General features: G+C 45.8%; 21 protein-coding genes. 16 read left to right on the top strand and 5 right to left on the bottom strand.

Features of this window, described 5'->3' with window-relative positions; all coding sequences use genetic code 11:
* Positions 1-446: 446 nt before the first annotated feature.
* Positions 447-1337 (bottom strand): sugar ABC transporter permease, encoded by an 891-nt coding sequence (locus tag QT987_RS18535; protein WP_333242668.1) that lies wholly within the window; start codon positions 1335-1337, stop codon positions 447-449.
* A 59-nt stretch (positions 1338-1396) separates the two neighbouring features.
* Here QT987_RS18535 and QT987_RS18530 point away from each other — a divergent pair, with 59 nt between their 5' ends.
* The 4 genes from QT987_RS18530 (at position 1397) to QT987_RS18515 (ending at position 10714) form a co-directional block, all read left to right on the top strand.
* Complete coding sequence (locus QT987_RS18530; protein ID WP_333242665.1) at positions 1397-1990, top strand: GNAT family protein; 594 nt, start codon at positions 1397-1399, stop codon at positions 1988-1990.
* A gap of 18 nt (positions 1991-2008) precedes the next feature.
* Positions 2009-2680, top strand: coding sequence for a phosphoribosylglycinamide formyltransferase (purN, locus tag QT987_RS18525; RefSeq protein ID WP_333242662.1), 672 nt, complete (start codon positions 2009-2011; stop codon positions 2678-2680).
* Complete coding sequence (locus QT987_RS18520; protein WP_333242659.1) at positions 2673-3782, top strand: class I SAM-dependent methyltransferase; 1110 nt, start codon at positions 2673-2675, stop codon at positions 3780-3782. Before purN ends, QT987_RS18520 begins: the two co-directional genes overlap by 8 nt.
* 1091 nt (positions 3783-4873) lie before the next feature.
* Positions 4874-10714, top strand: a complete 5841-nt coding sequence (locus QT987_RS18515) for a CARDB domain-containing protein (protein WP_333242656.1) — start codon at positions 4874-4876, stop codon at positions 10712-10714.
* Between the two features lie 247 nt (positions 10715-10961).
* On the opposite strand, the gene rlmN is transcribed toward QT987_RS18515, so the two are convergent.
* Entirely contained in the window at positions 10962-12077 is a 1116-nt protein-coding gene (rlmN, locus tag QT987_RS18510) for a 23S rRNA (adenine(2503)-C(2))-methyltransferase RlmN (protein ID WP_333242653.1), read from the bottom strand.
* 339 nt (positions 12078-12416) lie between these two features.
* Here rlmN and lgt point away from each other — a divergent pair, with 339 nt between their 5' ends.
* The 4 genes from lgt (at position 12417) to QT987_RS18490 (ending at position 15838) form a co-directional block, all read left to right on the top strand.
* Positions 12417-13310, top strand: a complete 894-nt coding sequence (lgt, locus tag QT987_RS18505) for a prolipoprotein diacylglyceryl transferase (RefSeq protein ID WP_333242650.1) — start codon at positions 12417-12419, stop codon at positions 13308-13310.
* A 120-nt stretch (positions 13311-13430) separates the two neighbouring features.
* Positions 13431-14210, top strand: coding sequence for a precorrin-4 C(11)-methyltransferase (gene cobM, locus QT987_RS18500; RefSeq protein WP_333242647.1), 780 nt, complete (start codon positions 13431-13433; stop codon positions 14208-14210).
* A gap of 156 nt (positions 14211-14366) precedes the next feature.
* On the top strand, positions 14367-15203 hold the full coding sequence (locus QT987_RS18495) for a dienelactone hydrolase family protein (protein WP_333242644.1): 837 nt from the start codon (positions 14367-14369) through the stop codon (positions 15201-15203).
* A gap of 152 nt (positions 15204-15355) precedes the next feature.
* Positions 15356-15838: a flavin reductase family protein gene (locus QT987_RS18490; RefSeq protein ID WP_333225004.1), complete on the top strand. Its 483-nt coding sequence runs from the start codon at positions 15356-15358 to the stop codon at positions 15836-15838.
* 49 nt (positions 15839-15887) lie between these two features.
* Here QT987_RS18490 and QT987_RS18485 read toward each other — a convergent pair whose 3' ends face one another.
* Positions 15888-16394, bottom strand: coding sequence for a pyroglutamyl-peptidase I family protein (locus QT987_RS18485; protein WP_333242639.1), 507 nt, complete (start codon positions 16392-16394; stop codon positions 15888-15890).
* A gap of 46 nt (positions 16395-16440) precedes the next feature.
* On the opposite strand from QT987_RS18485, the gene hisH reads away from it, so the two are divergent.
* The 7 genes from hisH (at position 16441) to QT987_RS18450 (ending at position 22527) form a co-directional block, all read left to right on the top strand.
* Positions 16441-17076, top strand: coding sequence for an imidazole glycerol phosphate synthase subunit HisH (hisH, locus tag QT987_RS18480; protein ID WP_333242636.1), 636 nt, complete (start codon positions 16441-16443; stop codon positions 17074-17076).
* A gap of 264 nt (positions 17077-17340) precedes the next feature.
* The gene (rsmD, locus tag QT987_RS18475) at positions 17341-17883 is read left to right on the top strand and encodes a 16S rRNA (guanine(966)-N(2))-methyltransferase RsmD (protein WP_333242633.1); all 543 of its coding nucleotides are present in this window, start codon (positions 17341-17343) and stop codon (positions 17881-17883) included.
* 256 nt (positions 17884-18139) lie between these two features.
* Positions 18140-19600: a phosphoglucosamine mutase gene (gene glmM / locus QT987_RS18470; RefSeq protein WP_333242674.1), complete on the top strand. Its 1461-nt coding sequence runs from the start codon at positions 18140-18142 to the stop codon at positions 19598-19600.
* Positions 19601-19786: 186 nt separating this feature from the next.
* Positions 19787-20761 (top strand): hormogonium polysaccharide biosynthesis glycosyltransferase HpsN, encoded by a 975-nt coding sequence (gene hpsN / locus QT987_RS18465; protein WP_333242630.1) that lies wholly within the window; start codon positions 19787-19789, stop codon positions 20759-20761.
* A gap of 31 nt (positions 20762-20792) precedes the next feature.
* Positions 20793-21962 (top strand): hormogonium polysaccharide biosynthesis glycosyltransferase HpsO, encoded by a 1170-nt coding sequence (gene hpsO / locus QT987_RS18460; protein WP_333242626.1) that lies wholly within the window; start codon positions 20793-20795, stop codon positions 21960-21962.
* 41 nt (positions 21963-22003) lie between these two features.
* A complete protein-coding gene (locus QT987_RS18455; RefSeq protein WP_333242623.1) occupies positions 22004-22351 on the top strand; it encodes a hypothetical protein in 348 nt (115 codons plus the stop codon).
* Positions 22348-22527, top strand: a complete 180-nt coding sequence (locus QT987_RS18450; RefSeq protein ID WP_333242621.1) for a hypothetical protein — start codon at positions 22348-22350, stop codon at positions 22525-22527. Before QT987_RS18455 ends, QT987_RS18450 begins: the two co-directional genes overlap by 4 nt.
* A gap of 155 nt (positions 22528-22682) precedes the next feature.
* Here the strand turns inward: QT987_RS18450 and QT987_RS18445 are convergent, their stop codons facing one another.
* Both QT987_RS18445 and QT987_RS18440 read right to left on the bottom strand, forming a co-directional pair.
* The gene (locus QT987_RS18445; RefSeq protein ID WP_333242618.1) at positions 22683-23315 is read right to left on the bottom strand and encodes an RloB family protein; all 633 of its coding nucleotides are present in this window, start codon (positions 23313-23315) and stop codon (positions 22683-22685) included.
* Entirely contained in the window at positions 23308-24699 is a 1392-nt protein-coding gene (locus tag QT987_RS18440; RefSeq protein WP_333242615.1) for an ATP-binding protein, read from the bottom strand. Before QT987_RS18440 ends, QT987_RS18445 begins: the two co-directional genes overlap by 8 nt.
* Before the next feature lie 12 nt (positions 24700-24711).
* Between QT987_RS18440 and QT987_RS18435 the strand changes: the two genes are divergently transcribed.
* Positions 24712-26070: a glycosyltransferase gene (locus tag QT987_RS18435; RefSeq protein ID WP_333242612.1), complete on the top strand. Its 1359-nt coding sequence runs from the start codon at positions 24712-24714 to the stop codon at positions 26068-26070.
* Positions 26071-26077 lie beyond the last annotated feature (7 nt).

The raw sequence follows: 26077 nt of genomic DNA, 5'->3' as shown, positions 1-26077 counted from the left end.
TCTCCCACCCTTACCCCTTGTTTGATTATCATTATTATTCAATTATATTTCTACATAAAGGGGTATTGACAAAATCTACTCCGTTCTAACTTGTTACCAATGGGGCGCGATGGCGAATATTTTTCGGCATAGCTTTAATAATTTAAATTATACCAATTCTACGATAACAAATCGCCGATATTTTTTGCCTCTATCAGAAGTAGGTCTTATGGCAAGTAGGAAGGTAGCTATTTTAATGTTCGATGATGTGGAGGTACTGGACTTTGCAGGCTTTTTTGAAGTGTTTTCGGTGGCATCAGAATTAAATAAGGCCGATTCCCTACCCTTGGGGATGGTTAATTGTATAATTTGCGCGCTCGTATGGGCGGGTTTTACCAATAATAATTGCCTAAAACAAACAATCTCGTAAACCCGCCCATACACGAAGGATGCTACTGGACGTGATATCAAGCATCTTCGCCCCACACTTTTAGTTGTAAATAGACTAATATCAAAGCTATAGCCATCAGGAAAGTTGCCGCTGCGGCTGCATAGCCAAAATCAAATTGCGAAAAAGCTTGCTCGTAAATATAATAAACTAGCAAATTAGTAGAGTTTAAAGGGCCGCCGCCGGTGATGACGTAAACTTGCTCGAAACTCCGCAGGGTAAAAATAGCAGTAGTAACAGTAGCAAATACTAAAGTCGGCCGCAAACCGGGTAAAGTGATGTACAAAAATTGCTGCCAAGCATTAGCTCCATCCAATTCTGCGGCTTCGTAACGATTTACCGGAATTGCTTGTAATCCTGCTAAAAATACTACCATATTAAAGCCTAATTGTTTCCAAACACTCAGCAGAATTATCACAGGCATTGCCCAAACTGTGCTACTCAGCCAAGGAATTGGATTTAAGCCGATCGCACTTAGGGCATTATTCACCGGGCCTTCGGTTTGAAACAACCACCGCCAACCCAAGCCAACTGCAACTAAAGAGGTAATCGAAGGAATAAAATAAGCGGTGCGGAGAGCTCCTCGCCAAGCAAACGAGCGATTTAGCAAAACTGCCAAACCCAAAGGAATCACTAAACTGGGAATGACTGTTGCAGTAGTAAAATAGAGCGTATTTTGGAGAATTTGCCAGAAATCCGGGTTTGTGACTAGACGCAAGTAGTTGTTGAAGCCAATCCAACGCACTCCCGACTGGGTAAAGCTGCCGCTGGTAAAGCTGAGGTAAAATAAATAGGCGATCGGCCAAATCAAAAAAGTACCCAGAAACAGCAAAGCTGGGGCCAGAAAAGTCCAAGCTGCGATCGCATCATTATCCAACCAGTTAAAACGCCCAAATTTAATCCGAACCATTGGCTTGTAAATTTTAGCTTTTAGTTTTAAATGGTATCACAATATAGGTCAATGTCAAAATGAACCTTCTCGATATATTAGCTCATTTACCCACTATAGAAACTGAAAGGCTCCTGCTCCGAAAAATTACCTTAAACGATGCCAGCGATATGTTTGAGTATGCCTCAAATCCCGAAGTATCACAATACACAATGTGGTCAACTCACACCTCGATCGAAGACACTAAATACTTTCTCAGGTCACTTACAAAAATGTACAAAAGACGAGAGCTTGTAGATTGGGGAATTGTCCACAAAGTCGAGAAAAAGTTTATCGGAACTTGCGGATTTGTGGAATGGAGCATGACGCACAGCCGCGCGGAAATTGGCTACGCACTTTCTAGGAGCTATTGGGGCGAAGGATACATGAGCGAGGCTGTTAATGCAGTGATTGAATTCGGCTTTCGGGAGATGTTGCTGAATCGAATTATGGCTCGATGTGAAGTTAACAATATTGCTTCCGCTCGCGTGATGGAAAAAGTGGGGATGCAATTGGAAGGGGTATTGCGACAGCAGCTATTTGTCAAAGGCAGATATTGGGATCTCAAAATTTATTCGATTCTCAGGGAAGAGTTTTTTGATAATTTTGATAATATTGTAGTAGAATCTGAGTGAATATTTTTGATAACATTTATGACCGCTAATCCAGTATCTGTTAATTCCAATGCCAGCCTGATTTCTCCTGAGATTGGTCAAAGTTCAATCGCTCCTACCCATCCTCCATTAAAATTAGGAGTTTTAGCATCTGGAAGCGGCAGCAACTTCGAGGTAATTTCCCAAGCCATCCAAAACCAACAACTCAACGCTAAAATCCCAGTATTAATTTACAACAACCCCGAAGCCAAAGCCGCAGCCAGAGCCGAAAAATACGGCATTCCCTCGATTCTTCTCAATCACCGCGACTGCAAAAGTCGCGAAGAATTAGATACAAAAATTGTCAAAACTTTTCAAGAGTATGATGTAGAATGGGTAGTGATGGCGGGTTGGATGCGAATTGTTACCACAGTTTTGTTTGATGCTTTTCCCGATCGCGTTATTAACATTCACCCCAGCTTACTGCCGAGTTTCCCAGGAATTCGCGCCGTCGAGCAAGCACTAGCCGCTAAGGTTAAAATCACCGGATGTACGGTGCATATCGCCCGTTTAGAAGTAGACAGCGGGCCGATTTTAATGCAGGCTGCGGTGCCGGTATTGCCTGATGATACCGCAGAAACACTGCACGCTCGAATTCAGGTGCAAGAGCACAAGATTATGCTCGGTGCGATCGCACTTATTGCTGAATCTAATCAAAAATATTGTGACTAAAAACCTTACCAGTGCTGCATCTTCCCCGGAATTGCCTGTCAGCGAATCACCCGAAACAGGCCCGCCGCTGACAGACTCTAATCGCCTGAAATTAATTCTCAAAGAAAGGCTCAAAAGGAGCATCGGCCTCAAGGGAGAATTCTATCTGCCTTGCTTGCCATCGATGCTAGACGACTATCTTAAATTACTGTCAGACTTCTTAAACATTCTCGGACAAAACATCGACGCTGCCCAAGCCGAAAACTTGCGAACATTAATCGCCAACGCCTTAGCAGAAGGATTCAAAAATTCCCCCCACGCTAATCTAATAGTCTCCTATTTTCCCGCCAATTCCCAAACCGGTTTAGCCGGCGGCATTACTCTGAATACCAAGATTCAAGTCGAATCAATGGCCCAGAAATATCATAGCTGGCCGGATATTCGCCCCGAACCTTTATTCGGCAGCCATCCCGATGCCAAAGTCATCGCCATTGCCGCCGAATTAGGCGAACCGGGAAAAGCACCTATTTTAGATGTTGGTGCGGGCCCAGGGCGCAATAGTCTGCCTTTAGCAAGGTTAGGCCATTCTGTGGATGCGATCGAACTAACACCCATATTTGCCGAAAAACTATCAGCAGCAGCCACCGCCGAAAACTTGCCGATAAATGTCACCCAAGGCGACGTTTTAGACCCATTATTGAGGATGAAAACTTATCGGTACAAATTAGCCATTGCTACCGAAGTTCTCTCTCATTTCCGCTACCCCGAACAAATTCGTCTTTTCCTCGGCAAAATGTCCGATGCTGTTTTAAGTGGCGGGTTTATTTTATTCAGTGCTTTCTTAGCTGTAGATGGGTACGAACCCGATGAGATGGCAAAACAAATGTCTGAATTGTGTTGGTCTTATCTGATTACCAGACAAGAATTGCAAGCAGCAATAGAGGGTTTGCCGTTAGAAATTATTTCCGATGAATCGGTGATTGAATACGAACAAAAACATTTGCCTGACTCTGCGTGGCCGCCGACACCTTGGTTTGTCAGTTGGGCCAGCGGGCGGGATTTATTTTCTGTGGAACAAACACCGCCGTTAGAGTTGCGGTGGATACTTGTTAAACGCTTGTAAAGTTTATTAGACATCGTAAGAATTGCCAGCTTTGAACAGGCAGGATGCCTGTTCCACAATTATTGGATATGTCTCTTGTTTTAGCTATATTTTTAGATAAAGTTGTCGATAATTTTCGCAGGTTGGGGCGAGGATACTTCGCATCGGGGCCCAGAAACCGGGTTTTTTACGAAAAGACGCGTTATAACCCGCAGATTAGGTAAAAAACCCGGTTTCGAGGGGTCGGAGTGCGTAAGTCTTGATTATCTCTGATTTTGTTAAACGTCAGGATTTTATATACAGCGTATTCCAGGTTTGTGAAGTGTAGGGACACGGCACTGCCGTGTCTCTACGGGGAGCCAAGGATGGCGGGTGTACTTCATAAATGTGGAATACGCTGTAAGTGTTGGGATGTGTAATTTTCAAGCAGTAATAAATAACTTAGAATAATAACAATGCGCTGATTAAGATTAAGGGAAGTAGAGAAGTAATTGATTCGTTGATAGCAGTCAGCGCCAGCTTAATTGGTGTTGACGATTTCCGAACTATTTGAGCCTAAATACTCGAATTCAGGTGCAATAACACAAGATTACGATCGCACCGATCGTCCTTATTGCCGCTGAAAATGCTATAAACTTGTAGTGCGCCCGCAGTAAGGTAGGGGCAGATAGATGAGAAGAGTGGATATTTCGTTAGAGATGCGCTGGGGCGATCGGCTGATGGCTGTATTGTTGGGTTTGGCTGGATTAGCTATAATTTGGCAAAGAAGCGATCGCTCGATTTTTGATTAATTTAACATTTATTTATAAAAACAGTTATCATTTCTTAACTTTAGGGTGGTAGTATCAACCTTCAGAGGTTGGAATGGATGCGTCAATCTAGCGGGTTAAGTCGTTATGTCAACAAAGATTACCTCTATCTGGTTATCAAGCAGACCCAAGCGGTGCTGGTAGCCTTGGCGAATATTTGCAAGTAACTGCTGCGGAGGAGTTAGCTTTTTAGCGTCTCTACGCACCTAGCTTTAGGCTGAAATTTTCAATTTGACTAAATCCTATTAGCCCTGCTTAGGGCAATAGGCTTAGGTAATTTTAAAGTAATTAGGAATAGTAGCAATGCCAGTTAATTTTGCCGGATCGTACACTCAAAATTTTGACTCTTTAGCAAACACAGGTACACCTACTTGGACTAACGATACTACGCTTCCTGGATGGTTTCTTTACCGTCAACCTGCTACTCCTGCTGCTACGGCTATTACCGCCTACACCGCAAATAATGGAGCTATTGGTACCGGAAATTTTTATAGTTATGGCTCAACAAGCTCCACCGATCGCGCATTGGGGGGACTTGGTTCAGGAGGCGCTTATTTTGGTAGTCCGACATCAGGAAATATTGCAGGATGGATTGCTTTTTCTGCAACAAATACGACTGGTTCAACAATCAATAGCCTAAATGTTTCCTTTAATGGTGAACAATGGCGCAACAATGGGAATGCTACTGCCCAACCAATGGTTTTAGAGTATGGATTAGGAGCAACGTTTGATAGCGTAACTTGGACTGTACCCGGTGGAAACTTTGATTGGACTTCTCCCGTTGCAACTACTACCGCTGCTGCGGTTGATGGTAATGTGGCCGGTCAAGTAGCTGGTCGAGGTGGAGCGCTCACTGGCTTAAACTGGGCAAATAACAACACATTGTGGTTTCGTTGGGTTGAGCGTAACGACTCAGGTAACGATCACGGCTTGGCGATCGATGATTTTTCCCTCTCCCTACCTGCTCAGCCAGACTTAACCATCACGAGCAGCGCCCCTGCTAACGCCACCGTCAGCACTCCCTTCGACTACACGCTGACATTAACCAACAGCGGCACCGGCAACGCTACAGGAGTTAGCGCTCAATTCACTTTACCTGGGGGCGTTACTTACAATTCGGCCAGCGGTACGGGTTTTACTGCGACTCAAGCTGCTGGAGTCGTTACTTTTTCAGGAGGTGCGATCGCGGCTGGCGGCACCGTTCCCCTTACAATTAACGTTACTCCGACTGTTGCGGGTACTCTTACCAGTGCGGCGGGTGCGGCGGTTGCAGATCCGGCGAATGCGATCGCAGAAACCAGCGAAACTAATAACTCTTCTTCTACGATCGTCAATACAATTGTTGCAGCTACCTCTGAGCCAGACTTAACCATCACTAGCAGTGCCCCTGCTAACGCCACCGTCAACACTCCATTCGACTACACGCTGACGCTCAACAACGCCGGCACCGGCAACGCTACAGGAGTTAGCGCTCAATTCACTTTACCTGCGGGCGTTACTTACAATTCGGCCAGCGGTACGGGTTTTACTGCGACTCAAGCTGGGGGAGTTGTTACCTTTACAGGCACAGGTGCGATCGCGGCTGGCGGCAGCGTTCCCCTTACAATTAACGTTACTCCGACTGTTGCGGGTACTCTTACCAGTGCGGCGGGTGCGGCGGTTGCAGATCCGGGAAATGCGATCGCAGAAACCAGCGAAACTAATAACTCTTCTTCTACGATCGTCAATACAATTGTTGCAGCTACCTCTGAGCCAGACTTAACCATCACTAGCAGTGCCCCTGCTAACGCCACCGTCAACACTCCATTCGACTACACGCTAACATTAACCAACAGCGGTACTGCTGCTACTCCAGCAGGAGTTACCGCCAACTTCACTTTACCTGCGAACGTTACTTACAATTCGGCTAGCGGTACGGGTTATACAGTCACTCAAGCTGGGGGAGTTGTTACCTTTACAGGCACAGGTGCGATCGCGGCTGGCGGCAGCGTTCCCCTTACCGTTAACGTTACTCCGACTGTTGCGGGTACTCTTACCAGTGCGACAGGTGCGGCGGTTGCAGATCCGGCGAATGCGATCGCAGAAACCAGCGAAACTAATAACTCTTCTACTGCCGTTACTACAACTGTTGCACCTCCTCCTCAGCCAGACTTAACCATCACTAGCAGTGCCCCTGCTAACGCCACCGTCAACACTCCATTCGACTACACGCTAACATTAACCAACAGCGGTACTGCTGCTACTCCAGCAGGAGTTACCGCCAACTTCACTTTACCTGCGGGCGTTACTTACAATTCGGCCAGCGGTACGGGTTTTACTGCGACTCAAGCTGCTGGAGTCGTTACTTTTTCAGGAGGTGCGATCGCGGCTGGCGGCAGCGTTCCCCTTACAATTAACGTTACTCCGACTGTTGCGGGTACTCTTACCAGTGCGGCGGGTGCGGCGGTTGCAGATCCCGGCAGCGCGATTCCAGAAAGCAACGAAACTAATAACTCTTCTACTGCTGCCGTCTCAACGACAGTCAGTGCCGCACCTGCCATTATTCGCATTCGCGATATTCAAGCAGCCAGTCACCGATCGCCGCTGGTAAGTACAACTGTCACCAATGTTCCCGGTGTAGTGACGGGACTGATAACTGGCAGCGGTCGCGGTTTTTATATGCAAGACCCGACTCCCGACACCGGGCCTAATCCAAATTCTACATCGGAAGCGGTTTTTGTGTTCCTGGGAAGTTCGACAATACCCAATCCTACTGTCGGACAATCGGTACAGGTAACTGGTCGAGTTGACGAATTCCGCCCCGCTAACAACGCCACCAATCTTACTACTACCCAAATTAACGCTACGGTTTCTGGGGCTGCTTTAGGGGCGATCGCACCTTTAGGAACAATTACTCCAACTATTATCGGCAACGGCGGCCGCATTCAACCGACAACCTCCATTCAAAACGATTTCACTGCTGCTGGAAATGTCGAAACAGGAGGCGATTTCGACCCGACAACGGAAGGCATTGACTTCTACGAAAGTTTAGAAGGAATGCTCGTGCAAGTCAACAATCCGGTTGTTGTCGGCCCCACAAACAACTTTGGCGAATTCTACGTTTTGGCGGATAACGGTGCGAATGCTACCGGCCGAACAAGTCGCGGCGGGATTGCCGTTTCTGCTACCGATTTTAACCCAGAACGCATTCAAATTGACGATACTCTGCTCAATCCTCCCAGCAATACAAGTCTCTCGCCTCTGACTGATGTTGGGGACAAATTGGGTACTGTCTCAGGCGTTATCGGTTACAGTTTCAGCAATTACGAGCTTTTAAATACTGCTCAAATTCCTCAATCCAGCGTCATTTCCGGCGGACTGACCAAGGAAGTGACAAACTTAACTGGAAATGCCAATCAACTGACAGTCGGCAACTTCAACGTCGAGAATTTAGACCCCGGCGATACCGCCAAATTCCCTGCACTAGCGAGTCGAATTGTCACTAACCTCAAAAGTCCTGACATTATCAATATCGAGGAAATTCAAGACAACAACGGCGCGACTAATGACGGTGTAGTTGCGGCGGATACAACTTACAACACCTTAATTTCCGCAATTCAAGCTGCGGGCGGCCCGACTTATGAATTCCGGCAAATTAACCCGGTAAACAACCAAGACGGCGGCGAACCGGGCGGCAATATTCGCGTCGGATTTTTGTTCAATCCCAGCCGCGTTACTTTTGTCGATCGCCCGGGCGGCACTTCCACAACCGCAACTACAGTTAACACCGTCAGCGGCGCCCCGGCACTGTCAGCAAGTCCCGGCAGAATTGACCCGACCAATGCAGCATTTAACAGCAGCCGCAAGCCTCTAGTCGGGGAATTTCTATTCAACGGCCAGTCAGTATTTGTGATTGTCAATCACTTCAACTCAAAAGGCGGCGACCAACCGCTTTACGGCCCCACTCAACCACCTGTTCTCACCAGCGAAACTCAGCGCCTGCAACAAGCACAAATTGTCAACAATTTTGTCGATAGCATTTTGGCAGTAGATGCCAATGCGAATGTAATTGTTGCCGGAGATTTGAACGATTTCCAATTTTCCGAACCGCTGAATGTTGTCCGGGGAATTCCGGGCGGTAGCGGCACTGCTGTGCTGCAAAATTTAATCGAAACTTTGCCGGAAAATGAGCGCTATACTTACAATTTCCAAGGCAACGCGCAGGTTCTCGACCACATCTTAGCTAGCAATAACTTAGCCACCAATTTAGCCGGATTTGATGTAGTTCACATCAACTCAGAATTTGCCGACCAAGATAGCGACCACGATCCGAGTGTCGCCCGGTTTAACATTCCATTGCCGACGGTAACTATTACTGCTACAGACGCAGCTGCAGCCGAATCTGGAAATCCGGGTATTTTCCGCATCGCGCGATCGGGCAGTACCAGCCTGCCGCTGACAGTGAATTATACTACTGCTAGCGGTACCGGGTTTGCCACAAGCGATGATTTCACGCCGAATTTAACGGGCAGCATTATCATTCCGGCGGGTCAATCTTTTGCAGATGTTACTATTACTCCAGTTGACGACACAATTGTTGAAAGCAGCGAGGCTGTGAAGCTGACTTTAGTCGCTGCGGCTGGTTACAATTTGGGGACTGCTGGTACTGAAACGGCTTCAGTGGCGATCGCAGACAACGATGTATTCGCGCCGGGAACATTTAATTTCAGCAGCGGCACTTACAGCGTTAATGAAAACGGCGCAACCCAAACAATTACGGTTAATCGTACAGGCGGCAGCAATGTTTCCGCCTCTGTCAGTTACAGCACTTCTGACGGTAGCGCCACCGCCGGAAGCGACTACACTGCAACGTCGGGTACGTTCAACTTTCTCTCTGGCGAAACCACCAAAACTTTCAGTATTCTCATTACTGACGACACGTTATTAGAAGGGAATGAAACGCTCAATCTCAGCTTGAGCAATCCCACAAATGGTGCGAGTTTGGGAACTCAGAATACGGCGAGTTTGACTATTGTAGATACGACGCCGACAGGTACGCCGACACCCGATCCCAGTCCCTCGCCGACGCCGACAGGTACACCAACACCCGATCCCAGTCCCTCGCCGACGCCGACAGGTACACCAACTCCGACGCCTACAGGTACGCCAACTCCGACACCTACAGGTACGCCAACTCCGACGCCGACAGGTACGCCAACTCCGACGCCGACAGGTACGCCAACTCCGACGCCGACAGGTACGCCGACGCCCGATCCAAACTGCATTGGCGATCGCATTGAAAGGCCAAATCTCGATCGACCAAATCCAGTTGATAATATTATCAACGGCAATTCCGGCATCCTAATCGGTACTCCCAGAAATGACGGTTACTTTGGCAACAGTCCCAATATATTCAATGCCAAAGCAGGTAACGACAACCTAATTGGTGGCAACAGCCCAGACATTTTCAACGGCAACGAAGGCAACGACTTCATCAATGGAAATCGCGGAAATGATATCCTACTTGGCGGCAAAGGTAACGACATCATTATCGGCGGTGAAGACGAGGATCTCATCTTCGGAGATAAGGGGAATGATTCGATTAACGGTAAAGAGGGCAATGACTTCATTTATGGCAATGCAGGCGTCAACTTTATCGATGGTGGTAAAGGAAACGATATCCTAATTGGCGGCAAAGATAGCGATGCGATTGTCGGAAGTCAAGGCAGTGATTCTATCTTCGGACAATTTGGAGATGACACTCTGTGCGGGGATGCTGGCAACGATTTACTCTGTGGCAACGAGAATAATGACCTCATAGATGGCGGAGCTGGAAATGATACCATTTATGGCGGTGAAAACAGCGACACCCTCCTCGGTTGTACTGGCAGCGATTTATTGTTCGGAGATTTAGGAGATGACAGCTTGATTGGCGGGCTGGGCAATGACACGTTTGCGATCGGCAACAATCTCGGAATCGATATTATTTCCGACTTTGTTAAAGGCGAAGATGTGTTGGGATTGTCTCGCGGCTTGAGTTTCAACCAATTGGAAATTAGTCAGAGTAATAACAGCGCTTTGATTAAGGTGAATGGAATTGCGATCGCCTCTTTAACTGGAGTCAATGCTTCGCTAATTGATGTTAACGATTTCCGAACAGTTTAACCACAGTAATAGGATGCCCCGGATCGTAGTTTCTCAATCATTGAGAAAATAACGCACTCCGGGGCATCCTACGACAATAATTTTTGGCGGTTAAAAACCAATACGGTTCAGTTAACACTGCTAATTCCCCGGAGATCCCTTGCAGCATCCCCCGAATCGTTGCGGGGACTTTCACCCCCCCTTTTCCCCCCTTTTTTAGGGTGGCTAGGGGGGATTTGTTTTATCTGAACCGTATTGGGTTAAAAACCTAAGCCTCCACCTCGGATGCCCGCAATTGTCCGCAGGCTGCATCTGCTTCTAAGCCGCGAGAATACCGCACGCTAACTGCAATTTTCTTTTCCTTCAAAGTCGCAACGAAACTGTTAATTCGATTGGGAGTCGGTCGCTTATATTCAGCTTCCTGAATCGGATTGTAAGGAATCAAATTGACGTGACACTGAAAACCGCGCAACTGACTAGCCAACTCGGCTGCGTGTTCCGGCAAGTCATTCACACCTGCTAAAAGTACGTATTCAAAACTTAATCTGCGTCCAGTCGATCGCACATATTCCCGACATTCGGCGATTAACTCACCCAAAGGATAAGGGCGGGCGCTAGGAATTAACTCTTCGCGCAATCTTTGATTAGAAGCGTGGAGGCTGACGGCGAGGGTAACTTGCAGTTGATGTTCGGCTAGTTGGCTGATGCGATTGCGAATTCCTACTGTAGAAATGGTGATGTTTCGCTGTCCAATTCCTACATCTTGATTCAAACACTTGACAGCAGCTACAACATTATCGAAATTCAGCAGGGGTTCGCCCATTCCCATAAATACGATGTGGCTGACTCTGCGGCCGAAATCTTGCTGTACAGTCAAAACTTGATCGACGATTTCGTGTTTTTCTAAATTGCGCTTGAAACCGCCTTTTCCCGTAGCGCAAAAGTCGCAGCCCATCGCGCAGCCAACTTGGGCTGAGACGCACACAGTCAGCCGTTTATCGGTGGGAATGCCGACTGTTTCAATGATTTGACCGTCTGCCAATTTTAATAGATACTTTACCGTGGCGTCTGGTGCGACCGATCGATAATGAATAGTCGATCGCCCGATCGGAATTTTAGCAACAGTCTCGCGCCACTGTTTCGAGAATACAGAAATATCAGAGATCGATCGCGCGCCTCTCTCATAAATCCACTGGTACAACTGCTTTCCGCGATAAGCAGGCTGCCCGTTTTGCTGCACCCACTCCGTTAACTCAGCCAAACTCGCCCCCAACAGAGGCGGAATTTTATGCGACTCAACAGCCAAAGCAGCAGTCTTGCGAGACTGATTCGCACCCTTGGAATTACCAGAAGAGTACACTTGAGAAACGGAAGTAGGAGACATAGGTCATCAGAAAATTTAAAGCCACCTTCTATATTAAAACTTCTCGACCCAAGCTGCAGTTAATCGTCAAAAAGGAGAAGTCTCGATCCCCCTAAATCCCCCTTAATCAGGCGAACTTTCAGAATAATCCGGTTCCCCCCTAAAAAAAGGGGGGTTAGGGGGCATCTTATTGTGGACTCACAAAGAAAACTCCAGACATCAATGTCCGCAACAAAGTTAATATTTGGTAAAATTCCACAAAAATTGCATTTAAATGACGGCAGCCACCTAAAATAAACTCTGTAGTTTGTTCAAGGGTATGCAATCTGACTGCTTTCCATCACAATTAATGCAACTTTTATGGTGCTAAATATTCTTGCGTTGCCCTTAGCGTTTCAATTTACATCGCCGGGCCCAATTATCTTTCAACTTGGCCCCGTAGCCATTCGCTGGTACGGGCTGTTGATAGCTTCTGCCGTCTTGATTGGGGTCAGTCTGTCCCAATACTTGGCCCAAAAACGCCGCGTCAACCCAGAATTATTGGGTGATTTGGCAATTTGGCTGGTTTTGGGCGCTATTCCCTGCGCTCGAATTTACTATGTAGCTTTTGAGTGGCCGCAATACGCCCAGAGGCCTGAAGATATTATTGCGATTTGGAAAGGCGGAATTGCCATTCACGGGGCGATTTTGGGTGGCACGATCGCAGCTTTAATTTTTGCGAAAATTCAGCGAGTTTCTTTTTGGCAATTGGCAGATTTAATCGCGCCTGCGGCAATTCTCGGTCAGGCGATCGGACGCTGGGGAAATTTCTTTAACTCGGAAGCTTTTGGCAGTCCTACGGATTTGCCTTGGAAACTCTATATTCCGCCAAACAGCCGCCCGCCCGCCTACGCTAATTTTGAATACTTCCACCCCACATTTCTCTACGAATCCCTGTGGAATCTGACAGTATTTGGCTTGCTTCTGACTTTGTTTTTCCGCGATTTGCAGGGCAAAATTCGCTTGAAAATTGGTGCTTTATTTTTGGTTTATATCGCAGCTTACAGTTCCGGTCGAGTATGGATTGAAGGGTTGCGGACTGATAGTTTGATGTTCGGGCCGCTGCGGACGGCACAGATGGTAAGCTTGACTGGGATTGTGTTAGGGTTGGGCGGGTTAGCTTGGCTTTATCTGCTCGATCGACCTTTACCTGATGTTGTCTCCCCGAATAGCGATCGGGCAAAGATCACTCCGAAATTGCCAGAGGATCAATAAAAAACCCCAGAGAGGTTAGTCTCTAGGGTTCAAAACCAGGGTGCATCTACCATCTATTACTTCCAACCAAAATAGGTACATCCGGAAGCGTCCGTAAATTTAGCAAATTTTTTAGCAGCCATGAGTTTGACAGAGATTGAAGCCCTAATTCCAGGGGTATACATTGTAGGTGCAGGCCCGGGAGACCCGGATTTGTTGACTGTTAAGGCTCAAAAATTACTGGCTGCAGCCGATGTCATATTATTTGCTGATTCGTTAGTTCCAGAGCAAATTTTGCAGGGAGTACGCGCGGATGCTGAAGTGATCCAAACTGCGGATAAGACCCTGGAAGAGATTGTACCTTTGATGGTGGAACGAGTGCGCGAGGGTAAAAGCGTCGTCCGCCTCCATTCCGGCGATCCCTGTCTCTACGGGGCTGTGGGCGAACAAATGCAAGCTTTGGCCTCCGAGGGAATTGCTTTTGAGGTAATTCCGGGAATTAGCGCTTTCCAACTTGCGGCGGCTAAACTTAAAATTGAGTTGACAGTTCCGGGAGTTGTGCAGACAATTATTTTGACGCGAATTAGCGGCAGAACCGAAGTGCCCGATCGCGAAGAATTGGCGAGTTTAGCGGCTCATCAAGCGAGTTTGTGCCTGTATTTGAGCGCCCGCCATGTCGAAAAAGCTCAAGCTAAATTGATGGAACATTACCCATCTGATTTGCCTGTAGCGATTTGTTATCGGTTGGGCTGGCCCGATGAAAAAATTGTGCTAGTTCCCCTTGACAAAATGGCAGTTGCTACCCGCGAAAATAATTTGATCAGAACGACAATGTATGTTATTAGTCCGGCGTTGGGAAAATCGGCAGAAGGGCGATCGCGCTTGTACCATCCAGAGCACGATCGGCTTTTCCGTCAGTAGTCAGTTGGCAGTTGACAGTAGTCAGTCAGTAGTAGTCAGTAGTAGGTTGGGTTGAGGGACGAAACCCAACATCCAATTCATGAGTGTTGGGTTTCGTTCCTCAACCCAACCTACAGAATAAAAACTAATAATCAATAACCAATAACCAAATCACAAATGAAAGACTTAACTCGCAGACAATTTATCACTGTCACCGCATTAAGCGCCGGATTTACTTTAGCAGTTCATCCTCTGGCGGCTGCCGTCATCAATACGGATGCTGCTGGTTTAGTTGCCGGTGAGGTAAAAATTCCCGTAAAAGACGGCTCAATTCCAGCCTACAGAGCAATGCCAGCCAGCGGCAGCAATTTTCCAGTAATTTTAGTAATCCAAGAAATCTTCGGAGTTCACGCGCACCTTCAAGATATTTGCCGCCGTTTGGCAAAATTAGGTTATTTAGCGATCGCCCCTGAAATGTTTGCCCGTCAAGGTGATGTTTCTAAAATCACCGACATTCAAGAAATTAGGAGTAAAGTTGTCTCGAAAGTTCCTGACGAGCAAGTTATGTCCGATTTAGATGCAACCGTAGAGTGGGCACAAAAGTCAGGAAAAGGCAATATTAATAAGTTGGGAATTACAGGATTTTGCTGGGGTGGCAGAATTGTTTGGCTGTACTCTTCTCACAACCCGAAAGTCAAAGCAGGAGTGGCTTGGTACGGGCGTGTAGTTGGCGATTCTACGGCTTTAACTCCCAAACAGCCGATCGACATTGCAGCAACTTTGAAAGTGCCTGTCTTGGGGCTTTACGGCGGCAAAGACGAGGGAATTCCCAACGATACAGTCGAGAAAATGCAGGAAGTTCTCAAAACTGGTAGCAGCGGTTCCGAAATTGTGCTTTATCCAGATGCGCCCCACGCTTTTAACGCCGACTATCGCCCCAGTTACCGGAAAAAAGAAGCTGAGGATGGTTGGAAACGGATGCAAGATTGGTTTAAAAAGTATGGAGTTTCATAATAGTTGTGAGTTGTTAATTTTCACTTAAAACTGGTGTCAAGTTTGGGATCGAAAAAGGCAATATTAGCGAATAGCCCTTAAGACAGGTGGGTTTGTGGGCCCGACATTGGTAAACTGAGCGGTGTAGAATTATCGATCGAACAGGTAAGCCCGTGCTAGACGAACAAGCTAAAAAGACCATCTTGCGGAAAATCCCTCACGGATTGTACATCTGCGGTGTCAAAGACGGGGAGGAAGTCAACGGTTTCACCGCTAGCTGGGTGATGCAATCTTCCTTTACCCCTCCCTTAGTTGTCAACTGCGTCAAGCAAGACTCCAAATCCCACGCCATGATCAAAGCCAGCGGTGTCTTTGCTTTGAGTTTCCTAGAAGCAGGGCAAAAAGAGTTAGCCCAGAAATTCTTCAAGCAGCAGCGCCGCGTTGGCAATAAATTTGAGGATGTAGAATTTTATCCGGGCGCGGAAACTGGTTGTCCGATTATCTCGGATTCTCTGGGTTACATCGAGTGTAAAGTTGTCGGTTCTGTGGAACACGGAGACCACACAGTTTATGTGGGAGAAGTTTTGGCAGCCGGCGTCCACCGAGAAGGAAATCCGTTGCTGCTAGAAAGCACCGGTTGGAATTACGGCGGTTAGAAAGTTGGCAATTGGCAATTGGCAGTTGTCAGTTGTCAGTTGTCAGTTGTTAAGGGATGCGAGTTAAAATTAATAAAAAATCGGCGACAATTTTGTCGGCATTTTCTTCTGTCAAAATTGGTACGTGTACGAAAATACATTTGGTGCTAAGTTGAGAATCTGCAAGGTGTTTTAAAACTGCATAATAGAGGGCTTCGCATACAAATTTTCCGGCTTCGTGGCTGATTTCTGTTGCAGCTAAATCAGCGACTAGCGGTTCGAGATTAACTGCGGTTTTCCGAATGTCGCTATCGCAGCAAGCGCAAGATTCCACGGTTAATTTTTGCCGGCTTTCGGCCATGCCACAGCAGATAATAGTGTCGGGTTGGAGTTGGTTGATTTGGGCGATCGCCAAATTTGGTGCTAGCTGAAAATCTACGGGCAGTTTCCTCAAAAAAGTCAGGGAATCAGGCAAAGATTTCATCTGGGAAATCTTGGCTAATAAGTCGTCCGAAGAGTTGGATTGCTGATGGGGAAGCCAAGTATCAAATGAGGTTAGCAGGATTTTCGCTGTCATATTTGTGCAATAATACTGATATTGATAATATAAGGCAAGTAAGTCAATGTCTGTCATTGCAGTAGTAGACTATGACATGGGCAATCTGCACTCAGTCTGTAAAGGCTTGGAAAATGTGGGTGCAGTGCCAAAAATTACAGATTCTCCTGCTATAATCGAGCAGGCTGATGCGGTGGTTTTGCCGGGAGTGGGTTCGTTTGACCCGGCAATGCAGAATTTACGATCGCGCAATTTGATAGAACCGATAAAAAGGGCGATCGCCTCTGGAAAACCTTTTTTAGGCATTTGTTTGGGTTTGCAAATTCTGTTTGAAAGTTCCGAAGAAGGCGTAGAACCGGGATTGGGCGTTATTGCCGGAAAAGTGCGCCGATTTCGCTCGGAACCTGGTTTGACAATTCCCCACATGGGATGGAATCAATTGGAATTTCCTGGGCCGGATTTGCCGCTGTGGGAAAATTTACCGTCTGATCCTTGGGTTTATTTCGTGCATTCTTATTATGTCGATCCAGTTGATTTGGAAGTGCGATCGGCAATCGTGAGTCACGGTAGTCAAAACGTGACGGCAGCTATAGCTAAAGACAATCTGATGGCCGTGCAATTTCACCCCGAAAAGTCTTCGAGTACGGGATTGCAAATGCTGTCAAATTTTGTCAGTCTGGTGAGGGAAAAAGTACCCGCTTAGGTGGAATGAATCTTTAAAAACCCGGTAGATTGCCGAAACCGGGTTTGACATTTTTAAAAGTATTCTTTCTTCCTGACATCCGTTACATCTGAGATGTTGCACCATTCTCAATTACTTGTTTAGGAACAGGCAAGATGCCTGTTCCACAAGAAAATTCACTCTTTGTGGAACGGGCATCTTGCCTGTTCTTGAGAATGGTGCAAGATGTGAGTTACATCCGTTACATCCGTTACAGAATCCGTTGCCGAACTTCCTTCTTCCTAAATGAGTTTAAGAATCTGTGGCAATCGCCAAATAAAAACCCTGCCGGGACTCGCAACTCGCCCTACACCTTCGCGAGTCAGAGAAGCTTTATTTAATATTTGGCAAGGGACGATCGCAGATTGCAGATGGCTTGACATTTGTACCGGCAGTGGTTCCATGGGTGCAGAAGCTTTGTGTCGGCAAGCCGCTAGTGTCACTGGCATCGAACAGTCGGCGAAAGCTTGTGCGATTATCCGCGAAAACTGGGAGCAAGTAGCAGACTCGTCCCAAACATTCCAAATACTGCGGGGAAACGCGACGGCGAAATTGGCAACACTAGCGGGGCAGCAGTTCGATCGCATTTACTTCGATCCGCCCTACGCCAGCGACTTGTACGAACCTGTGTTAAACACGATCGCCAGCCAAGAAATGCTAGCACCAAATGGCGAAATGGCCGTCGAACACAGCCCGGAGCGATCGACACAAGCGATTTCCGGCCTAGAAATTTGCCGCCACAAAGTATACGGCAATACAGCATTAACTTTCTATAGCCGCAGTTGCTGATCGGCTCAAACCGCAGCACCGTCACGCCTGGAGGCAGAAAGAAACCGGGTTTCCGGGCGTGGGCGCCCCCGGTACTAAAAGTTTTTCCCTTGAATACCATACAAATTTTTCCGATGAAGTTAAGCTTTGTGCGTAGGTTGTCAGAGCAAGTTGCCTCAGCAATTGACGAAATAAATGAAGTTTAGGCTGAAAATAAAGACTTTCAGTTGTAACATGAACCCAAAGTGTGAGTGTGAATATTCCTAAAGGAGTGAATATGGTTCAGACACCTTCGCGCCCTCGTGGCAGCGAGTTTCCGGCTGCTAACTCGGTACAGCCAGTCAAACGCGATACGATTCTGCTGGGAGATAGCCTCCCCCTGCCCAATACCAAACTCTTCGGCACAGACGGCATTCGCGGGAAAGTTGGAGAATTGCTGAATGCACCCCTAGCCCTGCAAGTGGGCTTCTGGGCTGGACAAGTTCTACGCCAAAATTCCCCCAACCAGGGCCCTGTGATTTTGGGGCAAGACAGCAGGAATTCCAGCGATATGCTGGCAATGGCACTGTCAGCGGGTTTGACGGCCGCCGGTTTGGAAGTGTGGAATTTGGGATTGTGTCCCACTCCCTGCGTTGCTTATCTGGCAAGCGTTTCGGAGTCGGTCGGCGGAGTGATGATTTCGGCTTCTCACAATCCCCCAGAAGACAACGGCATTAAATTTTTCGACTCAAACGGCTCCAAGCTGTCGCAGCAGTTGCAGGAACAAATCGAAGCGGGAATCCGGGGGGCAAAGGTTCCAATTGCTAGCTTAGGTTGGGGACACCACTACCATCGCTCTGAGTTGGTTAAAGATTATGCCACTTCGCTCTGTGATTCGCTGCAACAGATGAATTTGGAGGGAATGCGGATAGTTTTGGATTTGGCTTGGGGGGCTGCCGCAGGTTTGGCGCCGGCGGTGTTCGCGCAAATGGGGGCGGATGTGATCTGTTTGCACGACTCTCCTGATGGATCTCGTATTAATGTTAACTGCGGTTCTACTCATCTCGACAGTTTGCAAGCGGCGGTTTTGGAACACAATGCCGATTTGGGATTTGCTTTTGACGGCGATGCCGATCGAGTTTTGGGTGTTGACAACCAAGGGCGAACGATTGACGGCGATTACATTCTTTATCTGTGGGGCCGGCAGTTGCGCGAGTCCCAACAGTTACCATCCAATTTAATTATTTCTACTGTAATGGCTAACCTCGGCTTCGAGCGAGCTTGGGAAGAATTGGGCGGCAAACTAATTAGAACGAACGTCGGAGATCAGTACGTTCACGCTGAAATGCAGCGCACTGGTGCGATGTTGGGCGGCGAACAGTCGGGACACATTCTTTGTCCGCATTACGGTATCAGCGGCGACGGTTTGCTGACGGCTTTGCATTTGGCTTCGCTGGTGCGCCAGTCCGGGGAATCTTTGGCACAATTGGTAAGTGGCAGTTTCCAAACTTATCCGCAGTTGTTGCGAAATATTCGGGTGGACGATCGCGAAAAACGCCTGAAATGGCACGAGTGCGAGGCAATGCAAAGTGCGATCGATCGTGCTACAACAGCAATGGGAGAACAGGGACGGGTTTTGGTTCGCGCTTCTGGCACTGAACCGCTAATCCGAGTTATGGTGGAAGCGGCCAGCGCCGAATTGGCTAATTTCTGGACTGAAAATTTAGTTTTAGCCGTTCAGCAACACATCGCTATCTGATGGAAATGGGGAAGTGCTAGAACTTTTGAATTTTGAGTTTTGAGTTTTGAGTTGAAATCTTTTAATTCAAAATTCATAAATCAAAATTTCTAACTATTAATTTCGAGTTTTAATCAACTTCTCCAAAAATAACGAGGGGGGCAGGCATCCTGCCTACCCTTAACTTTATTTTCACTCAATTGTGTGATGATGATTTCTGTTGTGATACCTACCTACAACCGCGAGCAACCTCTGCGAGAGACATTGGCTGATGCGATTAGGCAAAATTACCCGAATTTTGAAGTGCTGGTAATTGATCAAACTCGCACCCACGAATCGGAAACTCAAGTTTATTTAGAGGAATTGGCAAATGCTGGCCAAATTCGCTGGTTTAGAGTAGATTGGGCGAGTTTACCGGCGGCTCGAAATTATGCAGTGCGGCGCGCAGTTGGAGAAATTATTTTATTTATTGATGATGATGTACAATTGCCAGATGGTTTTTTGGCGGCTCACGCTGACAATTATTTAGAAAAACCCGATGTGGGATGTGTGGCGGGCAGGGTTTTTGACAGAATGAAACTCGATAATTCTGGAGGCGATTTGGCGATCGAATATTTGCCCTCAGAAGCTATGGATCCAGGCATTGCCTGGTATTTTATGGATTTGGTGCATACAGTAAAACCGCAGCAGGTGCTCTCGGCTAGAGGCTGTAATATGTCATTTCGCCGACAGGTTTTTGCCGAGTGCGGGCTGAGGTTTGACGAGCGGTTTGCAGGGAGTGCGGTGCGGGAGGAGTCGGATTTTTGTTTGAGATTGCGATCGACTGGCATGAAAATTTGGTACGATCCCAATGCGTGTTTAGTTCACTTGGGGGAAGAGAGCGGCGGGTGTCACGATGTCAGTACGCGATCGATCGAGTATCAAGTCACATTTTATCACAACCATTTCCTCATGGGATTGAAAAATTTAACAGCCTTTCAATGCCTGCGATTTTTCGCCAAACTCTTTGACTGCCACGTTTTGGGAAATCCACCTTGTTATAAAAGCGCCTCGCCTATTAAAATTATAACTAGATTTGCTTTTTATATCCTGGGTTTTCTCAGTGCTATAAATACACTAATTCAATCTCTGTGGAATGATGGACAAAGTTATAGCCATCAAGACCAGATTAACGATCAATAATTACCTATTCTCCATTCGCCCTTCCCAATAAATGAGAATTCTCGTGGCTAGTCACACCTATATTGTGGACATTAATCGGGAAAAATTCAAGATATTAGCCAACCTAGAACCCGATATTGAAGTAACAGTTGTAGTGCCGCAGCGTTGGAAACCCGGAGGCATACAAAATAAAATTATAGAAACGAAATTTTATCAAAAAGGCTCATTTAAAGTAGTCCCAGTCTCCAACTTTAGTCAAAACAATCAAGGATTGCTAACTTTTGGTACAGATTTAATTGGAGTTCTGCAGAAAATTAAACCGCAGATAATTCAAGTTGAACAAGGTTCAAAATCTATTGCTTGCGCTCAGTTAATTTTACTAAATAAACTGCTAAAACTGGAAGCAAAAAATATATTATTTACTTGGTGGAATCTGCCTTATCAATTGAATTGGCCGGTTTCAGTCTTAGAAAATTACAATCTTCAGCACACCGACGGAATTATTGCAGGTAACTTAGATGGAGCTAAAATTTTGCGGCAGCGGGGCTATGAAGGTGCGGTAAAAGTAATGCCGCAACTCGGAGTAGATGAAACTTTGTTTCGCCCCACTGGTAAAGACGCTGATTTATCGCGCAGGTTCGGTATTAAACCGACCGATTTTGTGGTAGGATTTGTAGGGCGATTTGTCGAAGAAAAAGGACTGTTGACTTTAGCTGAAGCCTTGGCAGGGTTGAAAAAAAGCTCTTGGAAGTGGCTGTTAGTAGGACAAGGAAAATTGCGGACGCACCTCGCCGAAAAATGTATTGAATGGGGAATCAGCGATCGAATAATCTGGGTAGAAAGCGTTTCCCACGAAGAAATTCCCCCTTACATTAACTTAATGAACTGTTTGGTATTGCCTTCGCAAACCAGCTATAAATTCAAAACTTTGACCACGGTGGGCTGGAAAGAACAATTTGGTCACGTTTTAATTGAAGCGATGGCCTGTAAAATTCCGGTGATTGGTTCCGACTGCGGGGAAATTCCCCACGTCATCGGCGATGCGGGCTTATTATTCCCAGAAGGAAATGCAGGGGTTTTGCGAGAATGTTTGGAGAAATTGATGAAGCGGCGGGAGTTGGCGGCCGATTTGGGCGATCGGGGTTATCATAGAGCGATGAGCAATTATACCAATAAAGCTTTAGCTGAGCAGTTATTGGAATTCTACAAAGAATTGTTGTAACTTTTAGCTATAATGCAAGTGTTAAATAAAAACTGTAGTAAATGTCTATTCCTCCCGACATACGCTCTTTGGTTAACGAACTCTACCAGGTATTAGACGATAGCGAGCGCCAAGCAACGCAGGGACTTTTTGCACTTAGAAGAGCCATGTCTCTTTTTCCCCAGAATGAAATACTGATGCAATACTTTTCTTCCATCACCAATTTTCAATTCAACGTAGCAGGTACTCGCTTACAAGCAGAGCACATTGTGGGCAATGTATTGATGGCTGGTGTGCCCGATGAAGATGTTCAAAAAGCAGGAGATTATTTAGCAGCCTTGCTAAAGATGGCTCCAGAAACTAAAGTTATGATAAAAAACGTAGTTGAGAAATTAGAAGTATTGCCATGAAACAATTACCTGATGAAAGCCAACTCCTGGAAATCCTGGAAATTGTGAAAGCGGCGGAAGCCAAAGCCAGTGAGATGTATGAATTTTCCAAGAAAATGGCTCACAATACCCAGATTACAGCAACAAAGAGAGAGGAAGCTGAACAGCTAGAGGGGCAGCCTTTTGCAGATAGATAATTAAATTTGTAATGGGAAATGTTGATATGTTGATTTAAATAACTATCCCTGATGCGGATTCTCCAAATTATCCCCTCAATTTCTCTCGTCTACGAAAGTTGCAGGGCTTACGCATGGGGCGGCTATAAACCCGGTTTCTACGACTTTCTCCTTCATCAATCAGGAATAAAACTGTTAAGTTCTTCGACTAGCAAATGTACTGTTGTTGAAGGATTATCACTTTCAGGGTTGGGGCGGTCGTATTCAATTAAAAGCCGTTTTGCGTGTTTAATTGCATCTTGCTGTTTGTCTTTTAGTTCCTCATAAATCGTCTTGCTGTTTTTCTTATACTCGTGTCCCAATTTATTGGTTAGCATATTTTGATAACGCTGGCGAGAAATTCCCGTATTATAAAAATCGAAGTGCAGCAAATACCACAATTCAAAAGCATCATTTGAATAAGCTACGTCAATGCCGTTATTTCTTGCAAGAGTTATGGCTGAATTAAAATTTTGCGAGTCGTTAGGATTTTTAGGGTTTTTATCGCGATCGAACACGCACCAAAATCGGTCTTTTTCGTCGGATTCTGTGTCGTTTTTTAACTCAATAGCTTTTTCTACTAAACTCTTCGTATTTTTTCCTTCTCCTTTGATATCCAGCTTAATTACCTTTGTGTCTACCGGGAAACTTCTAAAATAGTTGGGTTCTGTTTTCTCACCTTCGCACACGATTAAAAACCATCTTCTAGTTTTAACCTTTCTATTGTAGTAATCAATATTTGTTTTTCTAGACGAACTTTTTTTATTCATGAAGTTCACCTATTAGTTCTTTGAAATTACCAATAAAAGGGATAGCTCCATACTTACCCATAATGTAATCGCGCTCAAGTGAGGCATCTTTTCCTACTTTATACTCTACCAAAGAATACAAATCAGTAGCGCCCTTGTTGTCCTTTTCGGTAAACCATATTTGATCCTTGCGAAAAGTCTTGCTGCTGAGTAAGTTTGTGTCGTGTGTCGTGAATATAAGCTGTGCGTTGTGCGGATTAGTCTCGTTAGAATTGAATAAGCAGATTAATTCGCGAGTAATCAGCGGATGCAGTCGGGCATCAAGTTCATCTATGAATAAAATCTTTCCTGTCCTCAAAGTATCGAGAAGCAGCCCTGCTAATGCAAACAGTTTGTTTGTTCCCTCGGATTCATGCTTTTCGATATCGAATAGTACCTTAGAAGTCTGCTTACCGTCAGCATCATATTTTGGGTGAAGTGTGTGCACGTGCACCGTAGTTTTGGTTTCAGAGTTAGGGTATAAATTACCGTAGGAGCCACCGTATTTTTCTGTATTATTAGAAATAAAAAATACAGGAGGTGGAATATTAATCTTGATCTCATCAATACCTAAAATACCTAAGTCTAATTTTTTGATAAATTCAATAATATCGTGTCTGTGCCCAGCATTCTCCAAAGACTCCAAGGTTTGCTTGCGGTATTCTCTATCTTCCAAGCCTGATATCAATTGCAAAGTTTTACTGAACCACCGCAATATTTTACCAGAAATTTTACCATTAAATTGTGCGACTACAGAAAGAAATAAAGCATTACTTCGGGTTTTATCGATAATTCCTTGTCCCTCTGGGAAATCATCTAATATATAATTATCAAAATCCCGTTCAAAAAGCATTTTTTCTTCACTGTCATCAGATTGAAATAGCCACTCAGAAACAACTTCCCGCGCGTTCACCTCAAAACCGTACCTAAAAGTTTTGTCTTCTAGTAGAAAAACGATTTCAAAGAAAGACGGCTCTTTTTCTGTCTCCGTACTTAGCCTAAATGCTTCAATATCGATCGCCTCTGAAACTTGCGTTTCTTTGGATGAGTTTAGGACAAACCATTTCATAAAGTTAATAGCAGCAACAATGTTGCTCTTACCACTGGCGTTAGCTCCATAAATAGCAGCACTTTTGAGTAAGCTTAACTTATCATTAATTGGGAATACATTATTTTCATCCAGCTCTTTGTCTTCCTCAGTAATTGACGAAGCTACCAGGCTGAGGGTGACAGTTTCTTTAAAAGATTTGTAGTTGCCGACGCTGAATCCAATCAGCATAACTTGCCTCCGATCGCCTAAATTAGTATAACGTGCAAATTTTGCAATTCTTTCTATAATAACACAACCAGCTACCTCAGCTAACACCAAGTGCTAACCATGCGAATTCTCCAAATTATCCCCTCAATTTCCCTCGTCTACGGCGGGCCGAGTCAAATGGTACTCGGACTTTCTGCGGCCCTCGCTTCCCAAGGCATCGATGTCACAATTATCACCACAGATTCTAACGGAGATATCGGTCAACTTCCTTTAGATGTTCCTTTAAATCAACCAATAAAACAAAGCGGTTATCAAATTATTTATTTCCGCTGTTCTCCGTTTCGTAGATATAAGTTTTCTCTCTCGTTATTGCAGTGGTTAAATGAAAACGCGCGACAGTTTGACTTGGCTCACATTCACGCTCTTTTCTCACCAGTAACTACCCTCGCGGCTACAATTGCAAGATATCATCATTTGCCATATATTATGCGTCCCTGCGGTATGCTTGACCCTGCCGATTTGCAGAAAAAAAAGCGCTTGAAACAGATTTATGCCACGCTTTTAGAACGCCCTAATTTAGCAGGTGCTGCTGCAATTCATTTCACAAGTAAAGAAGAGGCTAAAATCTCAGAAAGATTTGGTTTGGGTAGCACAGGCAAGATGCCTGTGCCACGGGATTTGGACTTCACAGGCAAGATGCCTGTGCCACGGGATTTGGACTTCACAGGCATCTTGCCTGTGCCACGGGATTTGGACTTCACAGGCAAGATGCCTGTGCCACGGGATTTGGATTTCACAGGCAAGATGCCTGTGCCACGGGATTTGGACTCCACAGGCAAGATGCCTGTGCCACGGGATTTGGTGATTCCATTGGGGGTGACAGCAGGTTTGTTTCCTAAGAGATTGCGGGAATCTGAAGTGCCAATTATCTTATTTATGTCGCGAATTGAACCTAAAAAAGGGCTTGATTTGTTAATTCCAGCCTTAGAAAGTATTTTGGCATTGGGCATAGAGTTTCACTTTATTTTAGCTGGTTCAAATCCCCAAGATGCTGAGTATGAAACACAAATTAAAGTACAAATTCAGAATTCAAGCTTAGCAAAATACACAACAATAACTGGCTTTGTGAGCGGTGATTTAAAAGTTGAACTATTGACAAAAGCCGACTTATTTGTATTGCCTTCTTATTACGAAAACTTTGGCATTGCTGTAGCCGAAGCGATGGCTGCGGGTGTACCTGTCGCCATTTCCGATCGCATACATATTGCGGAAGACATACAGCAAGCAGAAGCTGGCTGGGTAGAACCTTTGGAAATAGGGGCGATCGCCAATTCAATCAAATCAGCACTTCTCAATCCACAGGAGCGTCAACGGCGGGGATTGAACGGCCAAGAGTATGCCAAAAAGCATTATAACTGGGAGGCGATCGCCCAACAAACTATCGATGCTTACCAGCAAATTTTGTCATCTATTAACTAATGCAACA

The sequence above is a fragment of the Microcoleus sp. SVA1B4 genome (assembly GCF_036700545.1).
Classification (GTDB): domain Bacteria; phylum Cyanobacteriota; class Cyanobacteriia; order Cyanobacteriales; family Microcoleaceae; genus Microcoleus.
The sequence above is the reverse complement of the archived record's forward strand: the minus strand, read 5'-3'. Positions and strand labels throughout refer to the sequence as shown.